The sequence below is a fragment of the Autumnicola aciditolerans genome (assembly GCF_041679265.1).
Lineage (GTDB): Bacteria > Bacteroidota > Bacteroidia > Flavobacteriales > Flavobacteriaceae > Autumnicola.
In genome coordinates this window covers 182644-200335 of the sequence record NZ_JBGFSM010000009.1, presented here as the reverse complement: position 1 = coordinate 200335, position 17692 = coordinate 182644, and the positions used below count along the sequence as shown (strand labels likewise).

The 17692-nt window shown below is 41.1% G+C and carries 16 protein-coding genes; 10 read left to right on the top strand and 6 right to left on the bottom strand.

The genetic code is table 11. The annotated features are described in order from the left end of the window. Positions 1-607: transposase (locus AB8M93_RS11960; protein ID WP_373057932.1), on the top strand; the 607-nt coding region annotated here is incomplete at its 5' end. Positions 608-732: 125 nt separating this feature from the next. Here AB8M93_RS11960 and AB8M93_RS11955 read toward each other — a convergent pair. From AB8M93_RS11955 to AB8M93_RS11940, 4 genes are all read right to left on the bottom strand, one after another. Beyond that, entirely contained in the window at positions 733-2337 is a 1605-nt protein-coding gene (locus AB8M93_RS11955; RefSeq protein ID WP_373057930.1) for an SGNH/GDSL hydrolase family protein, read from the bottom strand. A 10-nt stretch (positions 2338-2347) separates the two neighbouring features. Further along, on the bottom strand, positions 2348-3610 hold the full coding sequence (locus AB8M93_RS11950; RefSeq protein WP_373057928.1) for an OmpP1/FadL family transporter: 1263 nt from the start codon (positions 3608-3610) through the stop codon (positions 2348-2350). Positions 3611-3726: 116 nt separating this feature from the next. After that, on the bottom strand, positions 3727-4491 hold the full coding sequence (locus AB8M93_RS11945; protein WP_373057926.1) for an alpha/beta fold hydrolase: 765 nt from the start codon (positions 4489-4491) through the stop codon (positions 3727-3729). Beyond that, positions 4492-5205, bottom strand: a complete 714-nt coding sequence (locus tag AB8M93_RS11940) for a pyridoxine 5'-phosphate synthase (RefSeq protein WP_373057924.1) — start codon at positions 5203-5205, stop codon at positions 4492-4494. A gap of 86 nt (positions 5206-5291) precedes the next feature. On the opposite strand from AB8M93_RS11940, the gene AB8M93_RS11935 reads away from it, so the two are divergent. The 8 genes from AB8M93_RS11935 to murI all read left to right on the top strand — a co-directional run bounded on the left by AB8M93_RS11935 (position 5292) and on the right by murI (position 13309). Beyond that, positions 5292-5948 (top strand): CBS domain-containing protein, encoded by a 657-nt coding sequence (locus AB8M93_RS11935; RefSeq protein ID WP_373057922.1) that lies wholly within the window; start codon positions 5292-5294, stop codon positions 5946-5948. A 55-nt stretch (positions 5949-6003) separates the two neighbouring features. After that, complete coding sequence (locus AB8M93_RS11930; RefSeq protein ID WP_373057920.1) at positions 6004-6888, top strand: NAD kinase; 885 nt, start codon at positions 6004-6006, stop codon at positions 6886-6888. Positions 6889-6988: 100 nt separating this feature from the next. Beyond that, the gene (gene porG, locus AB8M93_RS11925) at positions 6989-7687 is read left to right on the top strand and encodes a type IX secretion system protein PorG (protein ID WP_373057918.1); all 699 of its coding nucleotides are present in this window, start codon (positions 6989-6991) and stop codon (positions 7685-7687) included. Beyond that, positions 7688-8428: an undecaprenyl pyrophosphate synthase gene (gene uppS / locus AB8M93_RS11920; RefSeq protein ID WP_373057916.1), complete on the top strand. Its 741-nt coding sequence runs from the start codon at positions 7688-7690 to the stop codon at positions 8426-8428. Then, positions 8361-11060, top strand: coding sequence for a BamA/OMP85 family outer membrane protein (locus AB8M93_RS11915; protein ID WP_373057914.1), 2700 nt, complete (start codon positions 8361-8363; stop codon positions 11058-11060). The genes uppS and AB8M93_RS11915 overlap by 68 nt, the downstream gene beginning before the upstream one ends. A gap of 29 nt (positions 11061-11089) precedes the next feature. Next, complete coding sequence (locus tag AB8M93_RS11910; protein ID WP_373057912.1) at positions 11090-11896, top strand: OmpH/Skp family outer membrane protein; 807 nt, start codon at positions 11090-11092, stop codon at positions 11894-11896. A 46-nt stretch (positions 11897-11942) separates the two neighbouring features. Continuing rightward, positions 11943-12452, top strand: coding sequence for an OmpH/Skp family outer membrane protein (locus AB8M93_RS11905; protein WP_373057910.1), 510 nt, complete (start codon positions 11943-11945; stop codon positions 12450-12452). Positions 12453-12520: 68 nt separating this feature from the next. Beyond that, positions 12521-13309, top strand: a complete 789-nt coding sequence (gene murI, locus AB8M93_RS11900) for a glutamate racemase (RefSeq protein WP_373057908.1) — start codon at positions 12521-12523, stop codon at positions 13307-13309. Here murI and AB8M93_RS11895 read toward each other — a convergent pair. Beyond that, entirely contained in the window at positions 13306-14277 is a 972-nt protein-coding gene (locus tag AB8M93_RS11895; RefSeq protein WP_373057906.1) for a PorP/SprF family type IX secretion system membrane protein, read from the bottom strand. The genes murI and AB8M93_RS11895 overlap by 4 nt on opposite strands. Positions 14278-14428: 151 nt before the next feature. Between AB8M93_RS11895 and AB8M93_RS11890 the strand changes: the two genes are divergently transcribed. Beyond that, positions 14429-15352, top strand: a complete 924-nt coding sequence (locus tag AB8M93_RS11890) for a NifU family protein (protein ID WP_373057904.1) — start codon at positions 14429-14431, stop codon at positions 15350-15352. Between the two features lie 23 nt (positions 15353-15375). Here the strand turns inward: AB8M93_RS11890 and AB8M93_RS11885 are convergent, their stop codons facing one another. Then, positions 15376-17640 carry an inorganic phosphate transporter gene (locus AB8M93_RS11885; protein ID WP_373057902.1) on the bottom strand — a complete coding sequence of 755 codons (2265 nt, stop codon included), beginning with the start codon at positions 17638-17640 and terminating at the stop codon, positions 15376-15378. Between the last annotated feature and the right edge of the window lie 52 nt (positions 17641-17692).

Below are 17692 nucleotides of genomic sequence, written 5' to 3'. Positions count from 1 at the left end.
GGAGAATTATCAGGACTTATACCAATGCCTTCCCGAGTCTCTTACTGCTGATGCAGGCTATGGAAGCCAGGAAAATTATGAATTATTAGCTAAGAAAGGAATCCAGGCCTACGTAAAGTTCAACACCTTTGACCAGGAACAGCATAAAGCAGGGAAGAAAAGAAAAGCCGCATCGTCCTTCCATCGCGATCAGCTACATTATAATGAAAAGGAGGATTATTATGTGTGTCCAATGGGGCAAAAAATGGAGAAAATAGCTGAAGGAAACAAAACCACCAAATCAGGTTATAAACAAACCTACAGTAAGTATAGCGCTAAAAATTGTACAGGCTGCCCCATTAGAAGCGTCTGTTTCAAGGGAAAGAATAAGCGGGTTGTAGAGCGAAACCATACGCTGGAACATTACAAGCAAAAGGCACGGGAGGATCTTTTATCTGAAATAGGTCAAGCCAAACTAAAAAAACGAACGGCCGATGTTGAGCCGGTCTTTGCTCATGTTAAACACAACCGGAATTTTAAAAGATTTACCCACCGCGGACTGGAAAAAGTGGAATTAGAGTTTGGATTACACGCCCTGGCACACAATATTAGAAAGAAGAGTGCGTAAACCACTCTCTTTTACTTTTTTCAGAAGAAAAACACATAAAATCTTAGTTAAAACCGACACCAAATAAAAACCGCCTCATTTTGGTAAATGAGACGGCTTCCGAAAACTTTGGGTGAATTTTAAGACTATTGTACGTCCTGGCTTAAAGTAACCGTGGCGTAATTACCCGGATTCACTTTTGGCACCTCAGCGTTATAGGTTTTATTAATTTCTTCTATTATGCCATTGGCAATTACAGAATAGCCGCGTGGGGTTAGATGAATCCCATCCAGGGAGAAAGCCCCTCCCGTTACGAAAGTGGCATTTATATTACCGGCGTCAAAAGGAATCCCACCATTAGCCAGCTGAGTTAGCATGGCATTTACATCCAGCAGGCCAAGGTCAAACTGGTTAGCAGCGCTGGCTATCGCCTGGTTATAGGCCGTTGTAGCCGCAGCAATAGTTTGTTGCTCTTGAGGAATTAAAACATATTGATCTTCCAGCGGATAAGTAATTCCGTTAACGGAAAGTTGTGCTGCACTGGTTTGATCCAACCCAAAACTCATTAACTCCTGCACTCTTTGCTGATTAATATTACCAATTACGCCAGAGCTGGTAAGTACCAGCAAATCTTCAGTAGTGGCCTGCCTCACCTGCCCAAACTGCATCCCGTAAAGGGCTGCTGTTGCAGCGTCTACAGCACCAGATTCAGTTAAAACCTTGGTTATTTGCTGGGAAAGGTCTGTTAAAGATTCATCTTTTATAAGAACAGGGCTTGCACCGGTTTCAGAAAAACTGATTTTGCGGCTGGGAACCTGTAAGAAATCAAAAGCCTGATTTAAACCGGCAAAAGTCGCGTTTAAAGTAGGAATCTGAGGACCAAAATCTGGGTCTGCAGGACTTAAAGGCGCGTAGGGCACAGTGGTAAAATAAGGAACGGTAGTTACATCGGGAATATTGATAAGCACTCCACCGGAAGCGCTCTCTGTAAGCGCCTGTACCATTTGAAGATAAACTCCGGCAAAAACCATGGGATCTGTAATATCATTTGTACCGTAGGTGGCAGGAGAAGCCCCTGTTCCTGTTTGATCTACACCCGTTCCTCCGGAAGTGGCATAACCCAACACATCGTTATTTCCTATCCATAAAGTAAAGAAGCTTGGATTTTGCGCAAGGGCGTCCTGTAGTACCGTAGTTTCCGGAGAGGAAGCAAACCTTACAAAGTAAGGATTAGCTGTAGCCGGCTGGCTGGACAACCCGTTTAAATTCCCGTAATTTGGAGCAATTAAATGATAGCTTTTGGCTCCCGGTACCCCCATGTTATTAAAAGGACCGTCAAGAACAGCGGTAACCTCTGTAGTAGGATCTTCCCCACGATACCTCATAGGCGCCGGGTTTCCATCCTCATCAAAAGCAAGCACCAGGCGTGTATTGAATCCAGGGATCGGCTGGCCCGCAGCCAGCAAACCACCTGCATTATCATTAACCAATGGCTGGCGGAATTCCTCAATATCCTGAACTACAGAAAACTGTTGTGCAAGAATGTTAGGATAGGAATTCTTTTGCCCCGAAAGGTACAGGGAACCATCTGCATACCCGGCGGTAAGGGAATTTCCCAGCGCGACATAATTGGTAAAATCTGCCTCTCCATTGCTGTAATACCCCTGTTCATCTATTGGATTTTCAAATTCCGGTTCACAGGCCACCATTCCCAAAGCCAGAATTGCGATATATTTAAAATAATTTTTCATTTTACGTTAATTAAATTTTGATAGTTACTCCAAGTCCGGGTACAAAGGCAGAAGATTTATAAGTTCCGCCAAAAGGCACTTCCACCCGTGCTTGGCCTTCTCCTTCAGCATAGTAATTATAGCTTTCATCTATTTCCTTAAACCTGCTGTACAGGAAAGACGCATCTATAGCAAACATGTTATTTATCTTCACAGAAAGGCCGCCGGTAAAATTATTCGAGTCATTTCGGGGAGTTTCCGGCGCAAAATAACCTGATTGCACTGGAGATTCATCAAAATAATAGCCGGCCCTTAATGTAAATGTTTCATTCGCCACATACTGAAGCCCGAACCTGTAAATAGAAGCATCTTCATAACTTCTTGGGTTGTAGGAATCAGGAATATTGGGATCTGCAAAATCTATATCAAGTGATTCGTAAACACCCCAGTAGGTACGGTTATAATCAAAAGCTACGGTCCATTTATCCAGGAAGTGATAAGATGCGCCCACAGTTAATTCGGCGGGCATTGGCAAAGCCGCGTCAAATTGAGTATCCTGATAAGGAGTCCTTGGGGAATTTGGAACATTTTCAAAATGTGCGTCCCCATTTTCGGCTTCTAAAATTACTTCTGAACGATAATTAACACCAAACCTGAGATCTTCTGTTGGGCTGTACATTCCTCCCAAAGACCATCCCCAGGCATTTACTCCGGAAGCATCTACAGTTACGTTGGCTCGTTCTCCTTCTATATTGGTAAGGTTTCGGGAAAGATTCCTGTTGAAGTTGACCGCTCCGGTAACAAAAATAGGCCCTCCACCAATACTTAACTTATCCGAAATTTTTACAGAAGCCAACGGCTGAATATAAATTGCCTGCAGGTCTATGTTGTTTACCAGGTGGGAACCAGCCCAATCCTCGGGCCATTCTACAGAACTTCCGTAGGGAGTATAGGCACTTAAACCCAGGGAAAGCCAGTCATTGGCCTTATATGAAAAGTAAGCATAGAAAGGCGTACCCACCGGACTATCGGTTTGAGCCATTTGCCCAAATTCTTCATTTTGCCAGCTTACGTCAGAAAAAACGGCGCTGGCTCCTGCGGCTATGTTAATTTTGTTTTCAAGATACACCAGCCCGGCAGGATTAAAAAAAGCAAGTTCAGCATTATTAACCAAAGCTACCCCGGTATGCCCCATAGCCAAAGATCTTTGGCCCTGAAGGCTCACCCGGTATCCACCCGCATAAGTAAGGCAGGAAGCCAGCCCGCAAAGTGCGAGCAAGAATAGTTTTTTCATAGTCTAGATTGGGTTAAATTTTATTTCTTTTAGAATTTACCCTTCAAAATTAATAGAAAATTAATATTGTGCAAGATTTGATCCTAATTATTATGTATGCATAATAAATTTAACACCTATGAAATAAACTGCTTTACTGCTTTAAAAAATTCCTTTTTTTTCTCGGCATGTACCCAATGCCCGGCTCCTGTAATTGTAATCAGTTCAGCCTGAGAAAACTGCTCTTTAATCGCAGGCCAGTCTTCTTCCTTGATATAACCTGATTTTTCTCCTTTAATAAAAAGCACCGGTTTATCATAAATATATTGTGCTGGAAGTGCCGCCCCAATATTCTCTATATTTTCTTTTAAGGAATTGAGGTTAAGCTTTAGCGCCAGTTTTTCTTTTGTTTCCCAGTAAAGATTTTTAAGAAGAAAAAGCCTGGTACCGGTATCGGGCACAAATTCTTTCAAAAAATCTTCTGCCTCTCCTCTTGAGGTAAGGCTAGCTTTATCTAATGCGGTAAGTCCTGCCAGGATTTCCTGGTGGTGGGGCGCATAATATTTTGGTGCTATGTCTACCACTACAAGCTTTTGAACAAGTTCAGGATATAGCACCGCAGTTAGCATGGCCGTTTTTCCACCCATAGAGTGTCCCATAAGAATAATCTCTTTAAGATTTTTGTCTTCACAATATTCCACAATATCTTCTGCAAGAAGATTATAATTAAAGTCATCGCTATGCGGACTTTTACCGTGATTTCGCTGATCTATAAGGTGAACCTGGTATCCTGCATCTGCAAATTGATTTCCCAGCGTTTTCCAGTTATCACTCATACCCAAGAAACCGTGCAGAATTAAAAAAGGCTTTCCTTCTCCAATTATATTTGAATGTAATTTCATCTATTTAAGCAACTTTAAATATTTTGCAATAGTTTTTTCCATCCCCAGATAGAGTGCTTCCGAGATAAGCGCGTGTCCAATGGACACCTCTTCCAGATATGATACCTGCTCTTTAAAAAAGCCTATATTATCTAAAGAAAGATCATGGCCGGCATTTACTTTAATTCCGGCGTCATGGGCGATTTTTGCACATTCCGCATAAGATTTTACCGCGTTTTTATCTCCCTTAGCGTACGCCTTTGCGTAAGCTTCAGTATAAAGCTCAATCCTGTCTGTCCCGGTTTCTGCGGCGGCTTTAATCATTTCAGGGTTAGGATCCACAAAAATAGAACTACGAATCCCGTTTTGCCGAAACCCGGAGATCACTTCTTTCAAAAAATCCTTATATTTTACCGTATCCCATCCAGCATTGGAGGTAATGGCATCTTCATCATCTGGAACCAGCGTGACCTGTGCGGGTTTCACCTCCAAAACAAGATTTACAAATTTTGTAATAGGGTTTCCTTCTATATTGAACTCTGTTTTAAGCAAGGGACTAAGATCCAGCACATCCTGGTAGGTAATATGCCTTTCGTCTGGCCGTGGATGTACCGTGATTCCCTCAGCACCAAAAGACTCTATATCTTTGGCCATTTGAACCACATTGGGAATGTTCCCGCCTCGTGCATTACGGAGAGTGGCAATTTTATTGATATTTACGCTTAATTTCGTCATTTTTCCTGATTTTAATAACAAAAATACAAAGTTGGCCCTGCCTTAATGAATATTATTTTGATTAATTTGCAGAAAAAGGAGTGCTTATGAGTATGGAGGAAAATATTTTAAATGACATTGCCATTCTGGACCTATCAGATAATATTGGAGAAACCCAGGACCTGTTCAACAATCTTACTTACACTCATCTTCCCGTTGAAAAAGACGGGATTTATATTGGATGTATTTCAGAAAATGATATTCGCTGTTTTGATACCAAAAAATCCCTGGAGGATTACCAATATTCTCTGGAAGGCTTCTTTGTGAGAGAAACAGCTTACTGGCTGGATATTCTTGAAGCTTTTGCCCAAAATGACACTAATTTGCTTCCGGTTTTAGATGAGGAAAATAAATACTGCGGATACCTGGAGATAAACGACATCATCAATCTCTTTAACCAGACCCCGTTTTTAAGCGAAGGAGGAAACATCCTGGTAGTGGCAAAGGGCTTTAAAGATTACTCCTTTAGTGAAATTAGCCAAATTGTGGAATCCAATAACGGCCATGTTCTAGGCGCTTTTATTTCCAGGATAGAGAATGACGTGGCTGAAATCACTATAAAAACAAGCCCTGTAGGCATGAATAGCATCATACAGGCTTTTAGACGATACGGTTACAACATTGTATCGGAGCACCAGGAGGACACTTTTCAGAAAAATATGAAAGACAGGTCTAAATACCTGGATAAGTACCTGAACATCTAGTGAGGTAAAGAGCCAAGTTGATCAAATCAAAATTTTTAACAGTAAATACAGGTAAATGAAAATAGGGATTTACGGGCAGTTCTATCACGCTAATGCAGGAAAATACATTGGACAGCTTCTGGAATTACTGGATAAGGAAAACATTCAGGTAATTATAGAAGAACATTTTCTTGACCTTATCAATAAAAATGAAACCATAAATAAAGAATACAACCATTTTCGCACTTTTGAGGAGCTGGATAATTCTTACGACCTCTTTTTTTGTATAGGCGGAGATGGCACTATCCTAAAATCTATAAACTATATTAGAGACCTTGATATTCCAATTTTAGGGATTAATACCGGGAGGTTGGGTTTCCTTGCCACCATTCAAAAGGAAGAAATTGAAGCCACTATACACAGCATCCTGGAAAAAGATTATAGTATTTCTGAAAGAAGTCTCCTTCAAATCTCCACCGACCCGGAAAATGATGACGGTGTTTTTGGCCATGTGGCTTTAAATGAAATTGCCGTAAGCCGCAAGAATACCACTTCTATGATTACCGTAGACACCTGGCTGGATGGGCAATACCTCACCTCCTATTGGGCAGATGGGGTGATTATTTCCACCCCCACAGGCTCCACGGGATATTCCTTAAGCTGTGGGGGCCCTGTAATCACTCCTAATGTTAACTCATTAATTATCACCCCAATAGCTCCGCATAACCTTAACGCCAGGCCCTTGGTTATAAAGGATAATACCAAGATAAGGATGAAGGTATCGGGACGGGAAAAATCTTATCTGGTCTCTATGGACTCCCGTATTGCAACCCTCACCAATGAAACCGAGATTACTATAGAAAAAGCACCCTATGCTATTAAAATTGTAGAGCTGCATGGGGACAGCTTTTTAAAAACCCTTCGTAAAAAGCTGCTTTGGGGAGAAGATAAACGGAACTAAGCAATAAAAAGTTTCAAATTCTGTTAATGACTATGTACAAAAATGCTCAAATTATTGTGGAGCAAACATAATTGTTATATTTGCAAACTTTTAAAAACCTATGAAGCACCTACTTGCTTTTGTCTTTATGGTTATTGCCACCACTGCATATTCCCAAACTTTTGAGGTTGGGCCCTTTATTGGTGGTGCTAATTATATAGGAGATGTAGGTAAAACCAACTATATAAATCCCAACACCTTGGTAGGAGGAGCCTTATTTAAATGGAACAGAAGCCCCAGGCATTCCTGGCGCTTGTCTTTATTGTATGCTGAAATAGCTGCAGACGATGCCAATTCCAGCGATACCAGAAGACAGCAAAGAGGTTATTCTTTTAGTAATACCATTGCAGAAGCTTCCCTGGGAATAGAATTTAATTTCTATGAATTTGACCTGCATGCAGGCACCCCCCAGAGTTCTCCCTATCTATACACGGGTTTGACCTATTTTAGGGCAGATCATATGTATCTTAAAAATGGCCGCGCAGGAAATCTGGTAAACGAAGGCTCTAACTGGGAATTTGCCATTCCTATGGTTTTTGGCTATAAAGAAACGATTACTGAACACCTGGTGGGGGCACTGGAAATTGGCGCACGCTATACCTTTACCGATAATTTAGACGGAAGCTGGCCTGAAGAACTCCTGGGCAGAAGAGATCCTCCTATTGAATTCGGGAACAGGAATACCACAGACTGGTATGTGTTTACAGGCGTGAGTCTAACGTTTAACTTTGGAAGAAAACCTTGTTATTGCAATCTATAAATGGCCTATAAAGACAAAGTGAACCCCGAAAAATTACCCAGGCACATCGCTGTGATCATGGATGGTAATGGTCGTTGGGCCAAACAAAAAGGCTTCATGCGAGCGGTGGGTCATGAAGAAGGCACTACTGCAGTACGGGATGTTGTTGAAGGTTGCGCCGAGATTGGAGTGGAAAATCTCACCCTCTATGCTTTTTCTACAGAAAACTGGAACAGGCCCAAACTGGAGGTGGATACCTTAATGCGCTTGCTGGTGTCTTCCCTGCGCAAAGAGATAAAGACCCTGCAGGACAATAATATTAGGTTAAATGCGATAGGAAACCTGGAAACACTTCCAAAGAAGGCCAGAAAAGAATTAAAGGAAGTTATAGATAAAACAGCTTCCAATGAAAGAATGGTTCTTACCCTTGCCCTTAGTTACGGTTCACGGGAGGAATTAACCAATTGCATTAAATCCATTAGCAATAAAGTTAAAAATAACGAATTATCTGCTGATGCTATTGATGAATCGGTTATTAATGAGCATCTTTACACCCGCAATTTACCAGATGTAGATCTGCTAATTAGAACAAGCGGGGAGCAGCGTATAAGCAATTTCCTGCTATGGCAAATTGCTTATGCCGAATTATATTTTACGAGCATTTTATGGCCGGATTTTAGAAAAGAAAACCTTTTTGAAGCCATTTACAATTATCAAAACAGAGAACGAAGATTTGGAAAAACTAGTGAGCAACTCGGTTAATGCATTCACAATAAACAGGGCACTGGCTCTTTTAGCATTTATCTTTATATTTAGCATACCCACACAAGCTCAGGATTTACCTCTTGCCAACGGCGAAAAATATATTATTGGCGATATTAAGGTTACAGGAAACACCTCTTTTAACGAGCAAACCATCATCGCATACACCGGCCTAAAAAAAGGGGAAGAAATTTACATCCCGGGACAACGCTTAAGTAAGGTGGTACAGAAGCTATGGGATATTGGCAGTTTTAGCGATATCAATTTTTACATCACCAATGTTGAAGGCAATGTAGCAGACCTGGAACTGGAAGTACAGGAAGTACCTCAGCTTGCCAATGCCCGCATACAGGGAATTAAGAAAAAAAGGGAGAAAGAAGAACTCATCAAGGAAAACAATCTCACCACCGGCACAAAAGTGACTGAAAACCTTATTACCACCACCAAAAACTACATTGAAAGCAAATACCGTAAAGATGGTTATTTTAATACCAAAGTAGCTATAAACACCATTCCTGTTAAAGACAGCACCAACGCAAACAAGGTAAATATGGTGGTAAATGTAGACCGGGGGGATCGGGTTAAAATTGATGCAATTGACTTTGTTGGAAACCAGGAATTCTCAGACGCCAAACTAAGGCGTAACATGAAAAATACCAAACAGAAAAATTTCCTGCGTTTCTGGAAAAGATCAAAATTTGTGAGGGATGATTATCAGGAAGATAAAGTTTCTGTTATAGATAAATACAAAGAAAACGGTTTTAGAGATGCAAGGATTGTCTCAGATACGCTGGTTAAAAAAGAAGATGGAGATATTGCCCTTCAGTTAGAAATTGAAGAAGGCACCCGTTATTATATTGGTGATATAGAATTTATTGGCAACAGTGTATATACAGACGACCAGCTGGCGAGAATATTCGGGATAAAAACAGGAGACGTGTATAATGGAGTACTGCTGGACAAAAGAATTATGGATAATACCAAACCTGATGCCCAGGATTTAACCAACCTTTACCAGAACAACGGCTATCTTTTCTCCAACATCAACCTTGTGGAAACCAATGTTGAAAATGATACCATATACTTTGAAGTTAGGATCACCGAAGGGAAAGAGGCTTATTTTGATGAAATACGCGTCACCGGAAATGACCGTACAAAAGATCACGTTATTTACAGAGAGTTACTCACCAAGCCGGGCCAGAAATACAGCAAAGCAAATGTTATTGCCACAATTAGAGAGCTTGGGCAACTGGGCTTTTTTGATGCGGAGCAGCTGGAACCACAATTTATAGATCCAAATCCCAATACCGGTACGCTGGACCTGGAATATTCTGTAGTGGAGTCTGGAGCAAGCCAGATAGAACTTCAGGGAGGTTACGGCGGCGGAGGCTTTATTGGTACACTGGGATTGTCTTTTAATAATTTCTCCTTAAGCGGAATATTTGACAAAGATGCCTATAGGCCTGTACCCATGGGTGACGGCCAAAGCCTTTCTTTAAGAGCACAGGCAAGTACTTATTATCAAACCTATAGCCTGTCCTTCCGTGAGCCATGGCTGGGAGGAGTTAAACCGGTAAGTTTCTCTACTTCCTTTAGCTACACCCGCCAGTTTCTTTTTGATTATGTAAACAGGAAAGCCGATAAAAGCCGAAGTTTTGACATTCTTGGAGTTAGCGTAGGCCTTGCAAAACGCCTTAGCGTGCCAGACAGGTACATGACGGTTTCCCATGCCGTTGGTTTCCAGCGTTATGAATTAAATAACTACAATACCGGGCTCTTTACTTTTGGGGACGGCTATTCCAATAACCTTACTTACACTTTTGGGTTAACAAGGGATAATACCTATACCAATCCTGTATTCCCAATTGGAGGGTCACAATTCCGCTTAACTGCCAAATTTACACCTCCTTACTCTTTATGGAACGGGGTAGATTATGAAAACCTGGGGGACCAGAGGGAATTCCAGCTGGAAGACGAAAATGGAAACTTAGTTAATGAATCCGGTGCAAGGGTAAGCCCTGAAAATGCAGTTCCGGACCAAAGTAAAATAGACCAGGAGAAATTTAAATGGCTGGAATTCTATAAGGTTAAATTTAACGGAACCTGGTACACCACCCTTGCCAATTTTGGCACAAACAAAAATCTTGTACTGCGCACCAATGCAGAGTACGGTTTTCTTGGGGCATATAACAATAACAGGGGCGTTCCTCCTTTTGAACGTTTTTACCTAGGTGGCGACGGTCTGGGAGCCTACAGCCTTGATGGAAGGGAGACCATACAGCTAAGAGGTTACCCAAACCAGTCTGTAGTGCCTATAGACAGGCCTACAGGAGCAACAGATGACGGGGCGACTATTTACAACAAATATTCCCTGGAGCTCAGGTTCCCAATTACGCTTAAACAATCGGCTTCTATTTATGCACTTTCCTTTTTAGAAGGCGGTGCTTCGTATGACAATTTTAGGGATTTTAACCCATTTCAGCTGAACAGATCTGCCGGTGCAGGAATAAGGATTTTTATGCCGATGTTTGGGTTACTGGGTATTGATTTTGGTTATGGATTTGATCCAATTGTAGGCCAACAGGGGCCAAACGGGTGGGAAACACACTTTATCCTAAATCAGCAATTTTAATTTGGCACGGTATTTTCTATAATCGAATTATGAAAGGTAGAATATTAATATTTACAATTCTTACCGCAATTTCCGGATGGAGTGCTTCGGCACAAAAATCCTTTAGAGTTGGTTATGTAGATATGGAATATATACTGGAAAATGTACCTCAATATCAACAGGCTTCAGCGCAGTTAGACGCTAAAGTCCATGAGTGGAGAAAGGAAGTTGAAGAAAAAAAACGGGGCATAGAAGAAATGAAAAGCCGGCTGGATAACGAAAGGGCACTTCTTACCAAAGAACTCATTGAAGAAAGGGAAGAAGAAATTGCCTACCAGGAGGAGCAGGCGCTGGATTATCAGCAAAAAAGGTTTGGACCCAATGGAGATTATATGATTCAGAAAAAACAGCTTATAAGGCCTATACAGGATCAGGTATTCACCGCGGTGCAGGAAATTTCAGAAAACAGGAACCTGGATATGGTGTTTGACCGTACCGCCAATAACGGGATGATCTATGCCGATAAGCAGTACGATATTAGTGACCAGGTTTTAAGAAGCATAAACCGTGCGGCCAACAGGAGGCAGATTGATTCTCCAGAAGAGCTCGAGGCTTTGGAAGAGGAAGAAAACCGTACTGTGGAACAGGATGAAAAAATAGCTGAAGAAAACCAGGAAGTCCAGGAAAAAAGAAATGAAAGAGAAGCGCTGCTTGCAGAAAGACAAAAACAGCGGGATTCTATAAAAGCCGCCAAACAAAAAGAGCTTGAAGCCAGAAGAGCAAGAATTATTGAAGAACGCCAGCGACGTATAGATTCCATAAGAGCCATACGGGCACAAAAAGATACCATAAATTAATAATTTTATAAACCTTAAATACTTTAACACTTAATAACAATTAGAAATGAAACAATTCAGAACACTTTTTATAGCTTTAGCATTGACCCTAGGAGCTACCGCTTTCACTAACGCACAAACCAAAGTTGCCCATATCGCAACCCAGGAACTGGTAGAGGCTATGCCCGCATATAATGATGCTATGACTCAGCTTGAAAAGCTGGAAAAAACCTATGATGCTGAAATCAATGATATGTTGACTGAAGCTCAGAAAACCATGCAACGCTACCAGAGTGAAGTGGAAACTGTGACCGATGAGGAAAACCAGAAACGTTCTCAGGAAATGCAAATGACTCAAAGAAGAATCCAGGAGCACAGCCAGCAGGCAAGACAGGAGCTTCAGAAAAAACAAAATGACCTTATTGCCCCTATTATTGAAAAAGCACGCCAGGCGATTCAGAAAGTAGCAAGAGCTAAAGGTTACGATTATGTTTTGGATTCCACTACAGGAACAGGTGTTATTCTTGCAGATGGTTACGACCTTATGCCAGATGTAAAGAAAGAATTGGGTATTTAATTAACTTTCACCCAGGAATAATCATTAAAACTGCGCGCTAATATCGCGCAGTTTTTATTTTTGTAAACATGAGTTTTCATCCTATAGGTATTTTTGACTCCGGTGTAGGCGGGACTTCCATCTGGAAAGAGATTCACCTGCTCCTGCCCCATGAAAAAACCATCTACCTTGCCGATAGCATTAACGCTCCCTATGGAGAAAAGCCTGTAGAAGTAATTAAACAACTCAGTTTTAAGAATACTGATAAGCTTCTTTCCCTTGGCTGTAAGCTTATTGTTGTGGCCTGCAATACTGCAACCACCAACGCCATCCAGGATCTAAGAGCTTTTTACAACGTACCCTTTATAGGCATAGAACCTGCCATAAAACCTGCTGCCCTCCGTTCCAGGTCTAAAACCATAGGAATCCTGGCTACAAAAGGAACGCTAAGCAGTGCTCTTTTTTCTAAAACTTCGGAATTGTATACGCATAACATGGAGGTGATTGAAGTGGAAGGTAATGGCCTTGTTGAATTAATTGAAAGCGGCAGAAAAGATTCTGTGGAGACCGAAGAATTATTAAGACGACTTTTAAAACCAATGCTTATAAAAAAAATTGACTGCCTGGTACTTGGGTGCAGCCACTATCCCTACTTAATTCCCACGCTCAAAAAGATTCTCCCGCAAGAAGTTCAAATAATAGATTCGGGGGAAGCAGTGGCAAGACAAACAAAAGCGATTCTCGAAAAAAATAAGCTTCTTAATTCCAGCTTAGACTTTCCTGCACCGGAATTCTTCAGCAATAAAAATCCTGAGGTATTGGCCGCTATTATTAATTCTGAAGCAAAAAATTACCAGGTCTCTTACCTGGATTTTTAATTATTTACCGCAGGACATTTGCAATCGTAAGGCTTCCTGTTCTCTCCAAAATTATACCCCAGCGTGATCTGGTGAAAGCCATTATTGCTTAGCACCACTGAATTTAACTGATAGGTAAAGGTGTATCCCACCAGAAACCTTTTATAGTTTACGCCAACAAAGGGAGTGATATATCGTAGCCTCTGGCTTTTTACTTCTGTCCCGTTGGTAGTGTACTCGGCACCTTCAAAACTGTTCCTGTAGGAAATGCCGCCCCAGGCCTGGCCAAAATTAACTTCCTTGTAAGCCTTCAGGTTAATATCTATAGATTTTTCAGCAGTCTGCTCCCTTAACTGAAACAGTAGAGAGGGTTCCAGGCTCCAGGACGGCTTTATATCTTCAAAAACATATCCTGCAGAGAAAAGATATTTTCGCTGATTACTGGGCACAGCATCTGAGTAAAACAAGTCCCTTTTAACCGAAAGCATATTCTTGGCCGCAAAATGCGCATAGAAGTCCATAAGGTAATAAGATATCCCTAAATCCATATTTGCATAAAAGTCAGATTGATTCCCACCTATTAAAGGATCATACTGGCTAAAATTGCTCACATCCAGCCGGTGCTGAATAATTCCTGCGCTAACTCCAAAAGATAACTGGTTTAAGTTTGCGGCACTCCTGGAGAACATTAAATGGTAGGCAAACGTGGCATAGGCACCACTTTTTGAATAATTACCATTACTGTCATTAAAAAGAATTCCTCCAAGGCCAACTTTTTCTCCAAGCCTCCCATTTACACTTAAAGTTTGTAGGCTTGGCGCGTCTTCCACGTCAAACCATTGCTGCCGCGCCGTTAGCCTAATTTGATTGGTATTTGCGGCACCTGCCATAGAGGGATGCAGTAAGTAAAGATTATCAGTAAGATAATCTGAATATGTAGGGATTACTTCCTGTGCATTTGCCGGCAGCACAAAACTGAACAATATCATTAAAAAAAGCCACCTGCCTGTTATTGATGTAATTTTAAAAAAAGAAAAAAACGCTGCATCTCTGCAACCTGAAAAATATCGAGTCCCCATATGTGGTGTAAATATATAGATTAGGTCACTTTTCTTTAGTATTTTTGCAAAAAAATTAGCCATGAATAATTTCAATATCAATATACAGCATACTACCCAGCCTGCAATTGTAAAGTTTGAAGCCAATAAGTTTCTCACCCGGCACGAAAGCTATGAATTTAAAAACATAGATGAAGCAGCTGATTCCCCTATAGCAAAGCAATTATTTTTCCTGCCTTTTGTTAAAACGGTTTACATCGCCCAAAATTTTATAGCCATAGAAAAATATGATATTGTTTCGTGGAGCGAAGTTGAAAAAGAAGTGGCTGAGCAAATTGAAAATTACCTGAATTCAGATGGTGAGATTATTAAATCTAAAGAAGAGAAACCAAAGAATATCCCGGTAACCGTTTATGCTGAAAGTACTCCTAACCCGGCAGTCCTTAAATTTGTTACTAATAAGAAACTGGTAATCCATTCGGCTGAATTTAAAAATATAGATGAAGCAAAAGATGCCCCACTTGCCCAAAAACTCTTTCACTTTCCCTTTATAAAGGAAATTTTTATTGATGAAAATTATGTTTCCATTCAAAAATATGACATTGCAGAATGGGATAGCGTGGCTATGGAACTTCGGGAATTTATAACCAACTATTTACAGGAAGGCAATGAGGTAATTTCGGCCGAAGCAGTAAGGGTTGCAGCAACCAAAAAAGAAGAGGAACAAAATTCTGCTGAGACCAAAATTGATATTAATAATGTAGATGACACTTCCCGGGAGATTATGGCTATTCTGGATGAATATATTAAACCAGCGGTAGCCAGTGATGGAGGTAATATTCTTTTTGATTCTTACGATCCTGACAGCAAAATGGTAAAAGTTATCCTTCAGGGTGCCTGCAGCGGCTGCCCTTCTTCTACCATGACCCTTAAAAACGGAATAGAAACCATGCTCAGGGATATGCTCCGGGATAAAGTACAAACGGTGGAAGCCATTAACGGATAACTCCATTAGCGGCTTCCAAAGTGCTAAATAGTGCTTTTTGCATCCGCATAAAATTCCTGGAAAAGCTGCAGCAAACTCATGGTAGAACCAATAAGATCCTTGGTTTCCAGCAGCAAGCCAAAATATAATTTAGTATTCTTCGGGCTGGTTTCTGAAGTCCGGATGCGGTTGATTTGCTTCTGGATTAATTCAGAAACATAGTCCAGCAATTCCTGCTTATCAGAAAGTATGCGGTCTATTTGTCCAAATTCGTGGTTATTAAAGGTCTCTTCAATATCATCAAATAATACCTGCATTCTCTCGTCCACCTTCTTAAGGTCTCTTATCTGGTTAAATTTGAGATTTTTGTGATTGTTATGGACATGGTTATAACTATTCCGCGTAATAAAACTTATAGACTGTACCATATCCTGAAGGTAATCCAGGATTAAAATGTAGAATTTGCTGGCCTCTACTGAATCCTCATCCAAAGATTTTATGAAGTAAAAGATATTCCCTTTTAATTCATCAATCTCGTCTTCCAGCTTTTTAATGGCTTTATTGTTCTTTTTGAGCTTGCTTAAATCATGATACCCCAGGTTATCCACTGTTTTGGTGAACATCTTATTAACTCCTCCAATCACACTGGAAATATTTTCTGAAGTTTCCGCGGTAATTTCATTAATGGTGATGATATCGGCCCGGTTGTAACGCTTTTTGCTCTGTTCTTCCTTAGTTCTCCTGGAATGCAAGATTCCGCTTCTTACCACCAGTACAACGGCTACAATTATAAGTACCGCAAGCGCAATGATTCCGCCGTAAAAAATTATTGCCGCAAAAATAGCTGCCGCAGAAAATGCCACCAGGGCTGTCACAAACCATCCTCCAATAACATTTAAAACCCCAGCCACCCTGTAAACCGCACTTTCCCTATCCCATGCCCGGTCTGAAAGCGAAGTACCCATAGCCACCATAAAAGTTACGTAGGTGGTAGATAATGGAAGTTTTAGGCTGGTACCCAAAGAAATAAGGACACTGGCCACCACCAGGTTTACAGAAGCCCTTACCATATCAAAAGCAGGGGCGTCTATACGTTTACTGCGGCTGTGGCTGGCCGGTTTATCAAATTTTGTATCTATTTTTCGTTTAAGCGGAGCTGGCAAAATAACTGAAAAAGCGTTTCCAACAATTACCGAATACCTTACAATACTCCGGGAGAGAAAATTAGGCTCAAACCGTTCCACCCCATCTCCCTGCCTGGCAAGGTTAATCCCGGTATCCACAACCGCCCTGGCTTTGCTGGAGAACCAAATAGTAGCCACCATTACCCCCCCGGCCAGGACCAGAAGGAAAGAAGGTGTAGCCACTTCTCCCGAAAGACCTGTCATTAGTAATTCTGAAGGAAGCGTTCCCGTTGCCTGGTAACTCGCCTGCCAGATTTCAAAGGACTGCCATGCGGCTATGGGTACTCCAATAAAATTCACCAGGTCATTCCCCGCAAAAGCAAGAGCCAGGGCAAAGGTTCCAATTACTATAATGATACGCAGGATATTGAGTTTAAAAACACTCATTAAAAGCTGGGAAAGCAGGGTAAATAAAACCAGACCTCCCAATACAATGTAAAAGGTATTTTGATTTATGTAATTAAGTGTTGCTTCAGAAATAAAAGAGACACTGTTAAGCCCTTTAATAAGGATAAAAAACAGGATGGCCGTAAGGGAAACCCCTCCAAATATTGCGCCCACATATTTTATCTTCTTTTCATACTGAAAAGAAAAAATAAGCCGCGATACATATTGCACAACCGCCCCCACCACGAAAGCAATGAAGACCGCCACAAAAATGCCGAGAATAATTTCTGTTGCTTTGGCCGTATTAATATATCCCGCAAGTTCCCCAATATTACCAGAGGCATTAAAAATTTTGATTGCCGCTATACAAACCGCTGCGCCTAAAAGCTCAAAAACGATAGAAACGGTGGTAGAAGTAGGAAGTCCAAGGGAATTAAAAAAGTCCAGCAGTAACACATCGGTAATCATTACTGCCATGAAAATGATCATTATTTCTTCAAAGTAAAACTGCCCCGGAAGAAAGATCCCTTTCCTGGCCACTTCCATGAGTCCGCTGGAAAATATGGCGCCCACTGCCACTCCCAGGCTGGCCACTATAAAAATAGTACGCATGGAAACAGCCTTGGAACCTATTGCTGAATTTAGAAAATTTATTGCATCGTTACTTACTCCAACAACAAGATCTGTAATCGCAAGGGCCAACAATGCCACAAGCATTACTATGTAAACATCCTCCATATACCTACTGAGTTTTCAACCAGCAAAAATCAATCTTTTTTACCAAACTTTC